This is a genomic window from Halodesulfovibrio aestuarii DSM 17919 = ATCC 29578 (genome assembly GCF_000384815.1).
Lineage (GTDB): Bacteria > Desulfobacterota > Desulfovibrionia > Desulfovibrionales > Desulfovibrionaceae > Halodesulfovibrio > Halodesulfovibrio aestuarii.
Window position 1 is genome coordinate 1 of sequence record NZ_ARQF01000010.1, and the last position, 11,666, is coordinate 11,666.

Below are 11,666 nucleotides of genomic sequence, written 5' to 3' on the forward strand. Positions count from 1 at the left end.
AATGTGCGAACAAAAGCCAATGATCTTTATGAATCATTCAAGTGCTACTGCATGGAAGAACTCAAGATAAACGAGAAGTATCTCATGAATAATAAAGGCTTTGGCTCTCAACTGACACAGCGTTTTAAGAAAAAGAAAATAAAAATTTTCTACTACTTCGGCATAAGCATCAAAGCTGGTTTCAAAGCTGAAGAACGCCCTAGCTTACCCAAGTAAGGGAGACCTTCTTTACCCCCATTGGGAGACCTCAAAAAAAGGACGGTCTCCCAATACAACTATCTGTTTTTTAACTTTCTTTTATTTAAAGTAGACGATGTAGACCTTTCTTCAGAAAGCTAGAGGTAGAAAAAAAGAAAATGATGTGCAAAACAACCAAAAATCTCTGCCTTAGTGCAACATTTAGGGAAAAACTTTCGGCCAAATGGTCTCCCTTACACAGAACAAGTTGCAACTATTTGTTTTTATTTACTTTAATTATAATTTCTTATTCATACGGTTCGTCTACCTACACGGTCTCCCTCAGCTCACCAACCACACGCCCAATACTTAGGCGGAGATAACTATGGGTTACGCATTAGAATTCCTTGGACACCACGAACGCGAGCTTATTGCGCGCAGTGTTTTACAAGGCATAGATGAACAAAACAGCACACCGGATAAGATTGCCGCCCACTGCCCAATGCATGTGGAAGGCACTCCTGGAGGTGCTTTCTTTTACAACGTGGCCGACGATATTGGCGGCTGTTTTTCCTGTGGGCAAAACACAGACCTTATCGGGCTATTTAATTTGGCGCAGGGACGTGAACCGGGCGACCCAGACGGGATGCGCGAGTTCATAAAAGAATACGGGCAGGGGCAAACCGGCGACCGCGCGGGGAAAAGCCGCGCGCGTAACGGAGAATTTGAGCAAAAAATTCGCTTGAAGCCTGAAGAAAAAGCACCGCAAGCATGGTCTGATCATGCGTTAAAATTTGCCAAGCATTGTAACGAGGTGCTGCTCAACTCTCCTGAGCTGCTTGAACAGCTTTGGAACTGGGGCATCCTGCAAGAAACCGTAGAAGAACAGCTAATAGGCTGGAACCCTGAACGTGCGTTTCGCCCGTATACATCGTGGGGGCTTCCTTACGAAGAAAACGAAAACGGCAAAGAACGCTGCATCATGCTTCCAACTGGTTTTGTTTTCCCCTGCCTACGTGATGGCGTTGTGACTAGAATGCAGATCCGGCGCGAAGATGAGCAGCCAAAATACTACCAGATAAAAGGCGGCGGCAAAGGCCCCGTTGTTTTCGGTGATCTGAACAGCAAAATGTTTGTTCTTGTTGAAACCATCCGAGATGCAGAACTGGCGTATCAGGAACTTAAAAAATACGGCGTGGCAGTAATCGCACTGGGTGGCGCATCCATCCGCCCTACTGAGGAACTGCACAAAATATTAAACAAGGCAGAATTAGTCCTCATTGCTTTGGATACTGATCCAGCCGGCGCAACAAACAGCTACCACTTTGAGCCATGGAACAAAGCACGCTTTGCATGGCTGAACGTATACCCAAGTGCTGTACGTTGGCCTGTACCAAAGGCTTGCGGTAAAGATTTGGGCGATCTGGCTGGTACTCCGATTTCTGTAGAAGCTTGGTTCTTTGCTGGTCTTCCAGACCATGTGAAGAAAAAAATCTCGATAGGAACCGCTACGCAGGGGGAGCCGGAGGCAACCGCGCTGGAAGAGCCAACGGTAACAACTCAGCAGCAAGCGCCACAAGAGCAGGAGAAAACACCATCCGCCCCGGTGGAAGCAACCGAGCCTGTAACAAAAGCCGATTCGCTATTGAAACCTGTGCCAAGCTCAACCCGTGTTGTACGCCCTCTGCCGCCACCGGATAAGATCCCCATTGAGGACTACAAGAAACTGCACGGATACGCGCATTCAAGAGGAGCACGGCTTGCTCTGGAAAAAGGCAAATTAGAAATTGTGTGGCGGCAAGGTGAAGATACTAAACTAATCAACTGGGGCAAACGCGCATTAGGTGGGCAGCCGTCACTAGTTGAGATTCTTATTCGATATATGGAGGCAGCGTAAATGGCAGGTGAAATTTTTGAAAATGCAAACCAAGTTTTTCGGTACATCGTTGACAAGCTTCACTGCCAAGTTTCCTACAACACCGTGAAAAAGGCCATTGAGGATGGGAAGATTACCAAGCGCAGAGGGAGAGGATTTACCCTTGCAGCTGTGGAAGCTTACGCCCGCACCCTTGATAAAAAGATTAGTGCCGCTTCTCCTAAAGACGACCTGCCGCTTACTGGTGACAATGAGGCTCCCCTTGCCAAAACAAAGGCAGAAGCAAAGCTGAAGCAGGTACAGGCGGAACGAGCACAGTTTCTTTTGAACAAAGAGCGTGGCAAGTTTATTCCCACCACCGTTATGGAGGCAGAACTAGGGCAGCGCGCCAAAGCGTTTAAGCTTGGGCTTGAAAAGTTTGCCCCCGACAATGCCGTAAAGGTGGCTGAAATATTCGGCGGTGCTGAAGATACAGCACGGGAATTATGCAACCGCCTTGGCGCTGATCCGGATGCAGGCATACCGCTGGTGATTGATTTTACCCATTCACGCATTGAGCACTTTACTCGCATGTGGCGCAGACAGGTACTACAGTTCTTGGACTCCTACGCCACCGGCACATGGTGGACGGAAGAAATGCAGCAAGCCTGGGAAAAGATGCTGGAAGCTGAGGAGAATGAAGATGCAGCCTAGCCCGATAGATTTTACGCCAAGTGAATGTGAATTCTTTTCCATGCCTGAAGCCATGCGCAGCTTTGATTGGATTCGTAAAAACGTGCGCGTTGTAGCCGGCCCGTACAAAGGTCAGTTATGGAATCCGGCAATATCTCCCAGCGCGGAAGAAATTCTCGATATTCTGGATGATGAGCAAGTGCGTAAGGTGTTTTTGATTGCGCCTTCGCAGTCTACCAAAACGACGATTATTATTACGTGGCTGCTTGCGGCACTTATGCGCAGACTCGACAACGTGGGCTATGGCCTTGCTGATGAAAGTTCTGTGCGCCGCATGTTCACCAAAACGCTGCATGAATATTTCCGGCTCTGCACTCCGCTGAAAAAGAAACTGAAAGGAATTGACGCTCTACAGAACACAGAGATCCAGTTAACCGGTGGCGCTGCCATTCTCGGTATGTGGTCCGGTTCTGACTCCCGCGCCCGTTCTTTCTCTGCGCCTATCGTGGTGGTGGATGAAGAAGACAGTTATCACGACAAATCCGCAGTGCTGGCAATGGAAGAACGTCCGGACGCATATGCAGGACTTGGGCTTTCCAAAATTGCACGCTTATGCCGCCCTAAAGGGAACGAAGATGAATCCACAATCTGGATTGATGCCAACGCCGAAGCCGATGCATGGCTTGTGCGCGAAGCTGTTTGCCCTGCCTGCCGTGCAGCACAGATTATGGAACACCACAACATTGTGGCGCGCGATGGCAGCACAGACCCGCAGCGTATCCGCCGTGAAAAGCTTGGGCGTTATCGGTGCGAGAAATGCGGCTATCTATGGACAGATCAGGCGCGAAACCAAGCGCTCATGAATGGGCAGCTTGTTTCTATCCGTGGTAAGCGCAAAGGCGCAGTTGTTGTGGCTGTGCATATGCGCGCTTGGGAGTCTCCGCTTGTGTCACTCTCCGACGTACTTTGTCAGTGGTTTGAAGCACAGGGCAACCCGCGCAAGTTACAGCGTTTTGATAACAACGTATGCGCAAAGCCGTATAAGTTTGTGCAGCTGAAGCAGAGCGAGTCAGAACTTGCACGTTGTATATCCGAGCACCTTCCTGTGGGCGTAGTTCCGGACTGGGCAAAGTGCCTGACCTTTGCAGCGGACATGCAGAAAGACCACTTTAAATATTCCGTGTGCGCGCATGGCCTGCCCCGCGCTGAACATATTGTGGATTATGGCGTTGTGCGAACTTTTGAGGAATTGCAGAAGCTGATCTTTGAAAGCCGATTCAGAACGCTGGACGGTAAAGAGTTCGGCATATGGCGTGCGGCAGTCGATACAGGCGGCGGCAAGAACAAGGACGAACAAACTACCAGAACCATGCAGGCGTATTTATGGCTGCTGTCACTGCGTCCGGGCGTTGTGTTTGGAACAAAAGGTATGAGCCGCATTCGCGTTGGTGAAGCCGTCTATCACAAAGTGCTGGATAAATACCCAGACGGACGCGCCATACGAGGCGGCTTGTCCCTGCATTTTATCGATACAGATTTATTCAAGCGAGACTGCTTTTGGAGATTAGCTGAAGGCTGGGAAGAAGAGCCGATAACCTTCCACAGCGACACCACACAAGAATACCTGAAGGAAATTGCCTCAGAAGAGCTTGAGCGGCAGAAAAACGGCAAAGAAGTATGGGTACGCAAACGGGCAAACCATTGGCTGGATTGCCTGACAACGCACCTAGCCCTTGCCCACTGGCAATGGAAGCCAAGCTTAAATGAACTTGCAGGCAGTATAGAGCAAGCGGCTCCAGTGAAAGACGCAGCGATTGATGCGAAAGATAAGCCAAAGAAACAGGAAAACCCGTTCACTGATGGCATGACATTATTTGGAGGTGAGTATGAATAGCAAAGCAATCGTTACAATTATTGCTCAAGCAAAATCCGGCGTTGATTACGGAACACACGGGGCAATCTGCCCCTGCTGCGGAAGGCGTGCGCGTGTTCATACCACTAAAAAATCAGAGGGTGGTATCCGCATTCGCTACCACAAATGCAAAAACCCCGATTGCCTGTTACGGCAGATCGGGGTGGATATTAAGAGTGTGCAATGTGATGAGGCGGCTTAATCATGCATTGCCATGCCCTGATCTAGTCAAGACAAACTCCTCATTCTCAGAGTCTTTTTCACTAAACAATATAAGACTATTGTTAGCTAAATATCCAAGAAACTCTGTCGTTGAACCAGATACCCACGATGGAGAAGAGATCGGCTCTTTTTTAAAAGTCCCTGCACAGGAGGAGTTTGTAAACGTAAAGGTTAAACTGCATTGATCAGTTTTCCCCTCTTCCCACACTGCTTTAAATATATTGTTTTCCTGCTTTATCACGACAGCTACATCATTTTCCAAAAACCACTTTCCTTCAATTTGAGGAGAAGAAGCGTTATAGTAATGGGTAGTATAAGTTCGAATATGCGATTGCTTTGACTTGAATAGCAGCAACGTATCCTTCCACTTTTTTTCTTCATCGGCAGGTCTATCTTTAATCATCTTTAATACTTCATAAACATTCAAATGTGGAGAGTCTAATTTACTTGCCGGTTCAATCAATTCTGTGGCTTCTTCAACAAAGCCAGCCGTAAGAAGCAATCGGCCTTTGTTAGCAATTGCTAATGAATAGCCTAAGTTAGAAGATTTATTATAATAGTCGACAGACATTATAGGAAAACCCATGTCTGAAGCGAGCACACCCAAATTGTTCAAGGAAACATCATGTGTTGCATTCAAGCTAAGTACCTTGATGTAATTAGGCATTGCCAAGCTATACTTCTTGCCTTTACTTGCAAGATATGCAGCATTAAATAATGCACTTTCATCTTCACTAAGATAGTCTGAAGCACAATCGGCGCAAAAAAGGGCTTGCATTTCATTGCCAAGCTCTACTTCAACGTCACTAAGCAATAAATAAACCCTACCTACCTGTTTTTCAAAAAGAGACGGATCTAAAAGTGCAACAAGTTCCTCTTTTGCCTCTTCTACTCTTTTTATCTTAATTAATACATTCACATATTCTAACGTGGACTCAGCATACAAAAATTTAGATAAAACACTGTTACGATACTTTTCCCAAAGTTCTAGACTAGCTTCTTCCTGAGAAACAGACAAATAGCATGTTGACAAATTTTGTAAGACAACAAAAAGAACATCCTCATCATTTGTACTTGATGCAAGAGATTTCAATTTCCTTAATGCCTCAATTTCACCACCCTTAGTATATAAAGAACAAAAGAAAATGGACTGAGTCTTTATTATTTCAGCCTCATCAGAAATCGTCATGAGGTGTTTTTGAAAAATATCTTTCCCTTCTAACACATTGCCCTTATGCAGCTTATCAATTGCTTCAAACAAACCAATATTGACGTCTCCCTCACCTGCTTTAGAAACATCTTCGTGAGGCTCTCCAGAAACATTCGCCACTTCAGCTTGGGCTATGCTTTCCTGATCAGAAGAATCTTTAGTGTGAAGTTCGAATGAAGTTTTATCATTCGCAAAAGAACACTTTGTAGTTCTTTCCAAAAGATTACTAAGTGGTCTCCTAAAAAGCATACAAAAGATAATCACAGTCACACATACAGCGACAATACCTATTACATATGGAGGGATTTGCATAAGACCTTCTAGCACTTTAATATATTAATCTTAATTTTCTTTAGCACAATATCGTTAAGAGCACGCACTCACCTACATCCTGCTCCCTAAACATGTAAAGGTTAAAGCCTCTTACATATTTACAAAACCGCCACCTTGACACCACACACAATCGCATGCTTAATGGGTACCGGTGCTTCAAACACACCTAACAACAAGCGGACAACCGCTCCCGTCAGCAGTGGCTTTTTTGTGCCTTTTTTCCGACGTTCCGTAGGATTGGTGCAACCAAATTTATTTTGCCTCTATTTTGTCGGGAGTCTGCAAGCCATACAATACCCGTATGGGAAAAGTTTGCAGGGCGCACTTGTTGGCGTTGTTTGAAGCTCCCGACATTTTTTAAATTTGGTTCTTCAAACGACCGAACAACAAGGAGGCACCATGCCTAATTCAAATCTCCCTACCGATTTACTCGATCATCTCGAATACATTCTCTCCCCAATAAAAGCTTACGCAGAATTGCTGCAAAAAAGTGAAGAAGACTATGCCTCTGTTGCAGGACATGTGCTCTACTCCCTTTGCAGTGACGCAGGCCACAGAATGGAAAAATTAAGTGACGGACTAGAAGACCAGTTCGGCTCTCTCACTATTTTGGATTCACTTCGTACTGAAGTTGTGTGCGGTAAGTAATTAGAGTCATAAGTTGCTTTAATGTAACAATGTTCTCTATTTATTTTACTTAACCATTCCTTTCAGAATGTGTAAGGATATGTCGATTATCGACAATTCCTTACACAGTGCACCTAAATATACAGGTATCACTAGCTAAGATTCCTCCGGAGAAAGCATGACTAATATTGTTCCATTTGATTTTGGTATGAATACTGTCCGTACAATGCTGCGTGATGGCGACATATGGTTTGTAGGTAAAGATGTATGTGAAGTTCTGGGGTATAGTAATCACCGTAAAGCGATTGCTGACCATTGCAAAAGCGCTACAAAAGATGGGGTAACGATTCGTGACTCCATCGGAAGAGAGCAGCAGCCAACTATTATTCCTGAACGCGATCTCTATCGCTTGATCTTCCGATCTCGTCTTCCAGAAGCAGAACGCTTCGAAGACTGGGTAGTAAGTGTAGTGCTTCCCGCTTTGCGTAAAAACGGTAGCTACACCGTAGACACTCCCCCCACCACTTCCACTCAACCGGAAACACCGGAACTGCCTGAAGCAGCCTTAAATCTTAAGCCGAATGTTCGTGCGCAAGTACTTAACTGCGCGCTACAAGCTGCCAAGATGGACGGCAACACGCCTGAACAGATAGATTACTACTTTGCTAAATATGCAGCTATGGTCGGCACAAAGCCAGCGCGAATACCCTTGCCTACTGAGCTTACAAAGCAATCTCCTCTTTATGAGATAGTAAAAGAGTGGATTAATGATGAAGGGTTAAAGCCTGCAAGAAATATGAGCCGGAAATTTAGAGTACGAAGCATGGATTTGTACTCACGATTTCAAATGTGGTGCTTTAACCACGAAATCCACGACGTACCCACACAAGCAGCATGGGGCAGGCAAACAAAGAAGCTGCTGCCCAGCAATAAAATTCAATTTTATTACTACTACGTAGAACAAGCTGAAGCGTAAGAAAAAACCCCGATTGCCTGTAAAGGTAGTCGGGGTTTTATATTAGAATATATAGTGACCAAGGGGCTTAGATGCAGCATTAATCCGATTGATTTTTCAGCTCTCTAAACAATCGATTTTGCTCTTCACCATTCTCTAATTCATAATATATGAACTGAGCTGCGACAGCACCAGGCTTATCTGTGAGCAGCTCCATAAGGTCATGCTGGGTTTTCACACCTTCGAGCTGTTGATCAATAAATTTAGTTAAGTAGCATCCAACCTCAGGATCCGTAATTCCCTTTGCATGAAGCATCGGTGTTAAATGACCAGCTTCTTGCATCAAAATCCAAACAACGTGTTTCAAAGGAGAAACTTCTTTTGCGGCAGCTAAAGACCGACCATATAATTTTGAATGATCGCCCGCAATAAAATCCGCCATATCTACCTCTCAGAGTGATTTTACTATTTTACGGCAGTAACAATTAACCGAAAAATAATTACCTCTAAGTGCATGTTTTGTCCAATTTAAACGTATAGATCGCTCTATGTTAAAGCACAGAGATGTTATGTTCGATAGCTGTTAGTTCATTAACTACGTTATCAGCAATTACGGTTTGCCAACCTTGACCGAAACAGACCCATTAAACTCAAATGTTGAGCTTGCCCTTGATGCGCCCCAAACTAGCAGGATACAGACCGCAACAGTCAGTAATCCTAAAAGAAAATTATTTAAAATTTTACCCATGTACAAACAACTCCTAAAGCTTGTCTGTACAATAATTATGCGCTAGCATTAGAGCACTACATCTACGTGCGCATTGTGTACGTTCAGACAAGCTGGGTTATACGGTTATGCCGGAAGCCCGGCTTTTTTTGACTTTTTATGTATACAGAGAACGCAACCAACAATAAAGTGTTTGGTTGTGCACATACGCACAACCCACAAGAAATTCACAAACTAATACCCTAAAATATTAGAAATATTTTTTTTACGCACAAATTCAGTATGTACTTTTTGCACTAGAGTGTTCAAACACAACCTTTAAGTGAATATTCTCAACAAATTCTGTCTCCAAAACGTAGGAAACTCCTATTAATAGGAATTTCCTACTCCCTACTCTCTCCCCCAATATGTAAAGCTAACGGCTAATCACACCATCTCGGTTTGATTAGCCGTTTTTTTATTTACAGGGGGCAGCATGTTAGATTTACAACCAGCACAAATTACCACTGAAGAGCGCCTTGCTTTGTACCTTGCGTGCGAGAAGGCGATTTTGAGCGGGCATCAGTCACATACTGTGGACGGCACTACCTATACCCGTGCTGATCTGCGGGCTGTGCAGAAAAAAATTGAAGAACTGCAATACGCACTTAACGCTGGCAAGGCTCCCTTTACACAAACACCGGTGGCGTTTGTATGAGGGATGTAGCAGCGCTGAACGGCATTGAGCGTTCGACAATATATGACGGCATTACGAATGCCGTTTGCTGCGTGCTTGCGATTAAAAATCCACACGCCGCTATGCAGTACCGTGCGAGTCGGGAACAGCAGTATTTGTATGCTGCTGGTTCCCGTAAGAAAAAGCTGCATACAATGCGCCCCAATAATAAGTCTGCTGATGAACTTATTAAAAGCGACATGAGCAACGCCCGCGCAGAGTGCCGCCAGATGGTTAGGAACAACCCTAACCTTGCCGGTGCCATGCGTGAGATGGGCAACAATGTTGTGTTCAAGGGAATACTTCCACAAGCCCAGTTTGGCGAAGAGAGAGAAGCAGAGAACACCGCTATTGAACATGAGTGGAACCGCTGGGGCAGGCAGGTAAAATTACGTCGCAAGCTCAAACAGACAGTGACCCACATATGGCAGGACGGCGGAATCTTCTGGCATTTTACGCCGTCTAAAACTCTGCATGAACGCGGTGTGGTTCCACTTAACTTGGAACTGCTGGAAGTTGACCACCTTGATCCTATGCTGAATGCGGATCTGGATAACGGTAACTTCATCAAGCACGGTATCGAATACAACTCCGAAGGTTTTGTTGTCGCTTATTGGCTTTTTGAAAAACATCCGGGAAGCACTCACGGGCTTGTGCGTGGCTGCATCTACAAATCTAAACGAGTGGATGCAAAGTACTGCATACTTGTTGCTGATCCTGACCGCGCTTCTCAATCTCTCCCTATTCCGCGTCTTGCCAGCGTTGTTTGTATTCTGCGTGACTTTGAACAGTACCAGAACTTCGAACGCCTTGCGGCGCGTCTTGCGGCTGCTTTTTCCGTTATCGTGAAAGATACTTCTACCCAGTATCAAGGCGGGAACGGTCTTAACGGCAGCGCCAGTGCCGATACTGGCAACCCGCAATCACGCATCCCCGCGACTGAAGCTTTCATTAACCCCGGCTCTATTACCGAGCTTCCTGCCGGGAAGGATATTCAAACCATATCCAACCCGCGACCTAGCAACACCTACAGCGATTACAGCCGCAACAACATGCAGGCTACTTCTACCGGTGTTGGCCAATCCTACGAAACATTCACCAACGACTTTACAGCCGCTTCTTACTCCAGCGTGCGCCAAGCCATTTCTAAAGAACGGCGTGGGTACATGGAGCAACAGCAATCTCTTATTGAAGATGCGCTTGATCCTGCTTTTGAGATCTGGTGCTTCTTTGCCCAGTTGTTCGGCTTTATCGGTACGGAAACCGTGCCTGTTAGCTGGCAGACACCGGGCTGGGAATACATCAACCCATTGCAGGATGCGAACGCAACAAAGGTTCAAATAGAAATGGGCATTGAAAACCCATTTGATGCAGCCGCAGCGCGTGGGCGCAATCTGGACGACAACATAAAAAAAACAGCCCGTGCAAAAAGGCTGCGCATATCCGCTGGCCTAGAAGGAAAGGAGCAAAGCAATGCTGAAACCGCGTAACGGCGAAGGCAAGCAGGCGTTTTTTAAACGCGCTGTGCAGGAGCTAATGAAGGAAGGCAAAACAAAAAATGCTGCCATTGCTGAAGCATCCGCCACTTGGAACCAGCACAACCTTTCTGCCGGCGGAAATGGGTACCACTTCCTGAGTGCGCCAGTGCAATTTGATCTGAAACAGAAAGACAATAAAGAGCCAACCGAGCAACGAACTTTCGACATTCTCGCCTACGCTGGCGGCATTGTTGATCTTGGCTACTACAAGTTCATCATTGCGGTGAAGGGCATTAAAAACAAAGCCGCGTTCCCCTGCTTATATGAGCATGAACGCAAAGCCATAGCAGGAACAAGCACCAAGGTTTCTAAGAAAAACAACGAGCTTTTCTGCCACGGAAAATTTCACAACACCGCTGAAGCTGCCCACATAATCGAACTCGCTGATGATGACTTTCCTTGGCAGGCATCAATGGGCATTTGGGCTGAAGATGTCCGGTATCTGGCGCGTGATGAAAAAGCCAAGGTTAACGGCATTGCAGTAACAGGCCCTCTCTACATTTGGGAAACGAGCGAGATGAAAGAAATTAGCATCTGCTCTCTCGGACAAGATGGCGAAACGGCGGCAATAACAATGAGTTGCCCCACAACTGATACGGAGTTTTACATGGAATACTCAAAAGAATTGAAACTGGCTTTAGGTCTTGCCGCCGATGCCTCTGACGTTGAGGTGGAAGCAGCAATTGCCGGATTGAAACTAAC

The 11,666-nt window shown here is 45.9% G+C and carries 11 protein-coding genes and 1 pseudogene; 10 read left to right on the forward strand and 2 right to left on the reverse strand.

Going from position 1 to position 11,666, the window contains the following annotated elements; genetic code table 11:
* From F461_RS16605 to F461_RS0100370, 5 genes and pseudogenes are all read left to right on the forward strand, one after another.
* Window positions 1-216, forward strand: a pseudogene (locus tag F461_RS16605) (DNA primase family protein); the annotation flags it as partial.
* Window positions 217-562: 346 nt separating this feature from the next.
* Window positions 563-2,074, forward strand: coding sequence for a toprim domain-containing protein (locus tag F461_RS18360; protein ID WP_019999174.1), 1,512 nt, complete (start codon window positions 563-565; stop codon window positions 2,072-2,074).
* Window positions 2,075-2,746 (forward strand): hypothetical protein, encoded by a 672-nt coding sequence (locus F461_RS0100360; protein ID WP_019999175.1) that lies wholly within the window; start codon window positions 2,075-2,077, stop codon window positions 2,744-2,746.
* Entirely contained in the window at window positions 2,736-4,619 is a 1,884-nt protein-coding gene (locus F461_RS0100365; protein WP_019999176.1) for a terminase gpA endonuclease subunit, read from the forward strand. The genes F461_RS0100360 and F461_RS0100365 overlap by 11 nt, the downstream gene beginning before the upstream one ends.
* Window positions 4,612-4,839 carry an ogr/Delta-like zinc finger family protein gene (locus F461_RS0100370; RefSeq protein WP_019999177.1) on the forward strand — a complete coding sequence of 76 codons (228 nt, stop codon included), beginning with the start codon at window positions 4,612-4,614 and terminating at the stop codon, window positions 4,837-4,839. Before F461_RS0100365 ends, F461_RS0100370 begins: the two co-directional genes overlap by 8 nt.
* On the opposite strand, the gene F461_RS0100375 is transcribed toward F461_RS0100370, so the two are convergent.
* Complete coding sequence (locus F461_RS0100375) at window positions 4,840-6,381, reverse strand: tetratricopeptide repeat protein (protein ID WP_143154870.1); 1,542 nt, start codon at window positions 6,379-6,381, stop codon at window positions 4,840-4,842.
* A gap of 420 nt (window positions 6,382-6,801) precedes the next feature.
* Between F461_RS0100375 and F461_RS0100380 the strand changes: the two genes are divergently transcribed.
* Together F461_RS0100380 and F461_RS18365 are read left to right on the forward strand one after the other, a co-directional pair.
* A complete protein-coding gene (locus tag F461_RS0100380; RefSeq protein WP_019999179.1) occupies window positions 6,802-7,050 on the forward strand; it encodes a hypothetical protein in 249 nt (82 codons plus the stop codon).
* A 157-nt stretch (window positions 7,051-7,207) separates the two neighbouring features.
* Window positions 7,208-8,005, forward strand: coding sequence for a BRO-N domain-containing protein (locus tag F461_RS18365; protein ID WP_019999180.1), 798 nt, complete (start codon window positions 7,208-7,210; stop codon window positions 8,003-8,005).
* A 79-nt stretch (window positions 8,006-8,084) separates the two neighbouring features.
* On the opposite strand, the gene F461_RS0100390 is transcribed toward F461_RS18365, so the two are convergent.
* Window positions 8,085-8,426: a hypothetical protein gene (locus F461_RS0100390; protein WP_019999181.1), complete on the reverse strand. Its 342-nt coding sequence runs from the start codon at window positions 8,424-8,426 to the stop codon at window positions 8,085-8,087.
* A gap of 760 nt (window positions 8,427-9,186) precedes the next feature.
* Between F461_RS0100390 and F461_RS0100395 the strand changes: the two genes are divergently transcribed.
* The 3 genes from F461_RS0100395 to F461_RS0100405 all read left to right on the forward strand — a co-directional run.
* Window positions 9,187-9,408 (forward strand): hypothetical protein, encoded by a 222-nt coding sequence (locus F461_RS0100395; RefSeq protein ID WP_019999182.1) that lies wholly within the window; start codon window positions 9,187-9,189, stop codon window positions 9,406-9,408.
* The gene (locus F461_RS0100400) at window positions 9,405-10,916 is read left to right on the forward strand and encodes a phage portal protein (protein ID WP_019999183.1); all 1,512 of its coding nucleotides are present in this window, start codon (window positions 9,405-9,407) and stop codon (window positions 10,914-10,916) included. The genes F461_RS0100395 and F461_RS0100400 overlap by 4 nt, the downstream gene beginning before the upstream one ends.
* Window positions 10,900-11,666, forward strand: a 767-nt coding sequence (locus F461_RS0100405; RefSeq protein ID WP_019999184.1) for a hypothetical protein, incomplete at its 3' end; no start/stop codon positions are given. The genes F461_RS0100400 and F461_RS0100405, both read left to right, overlap by 17 nt.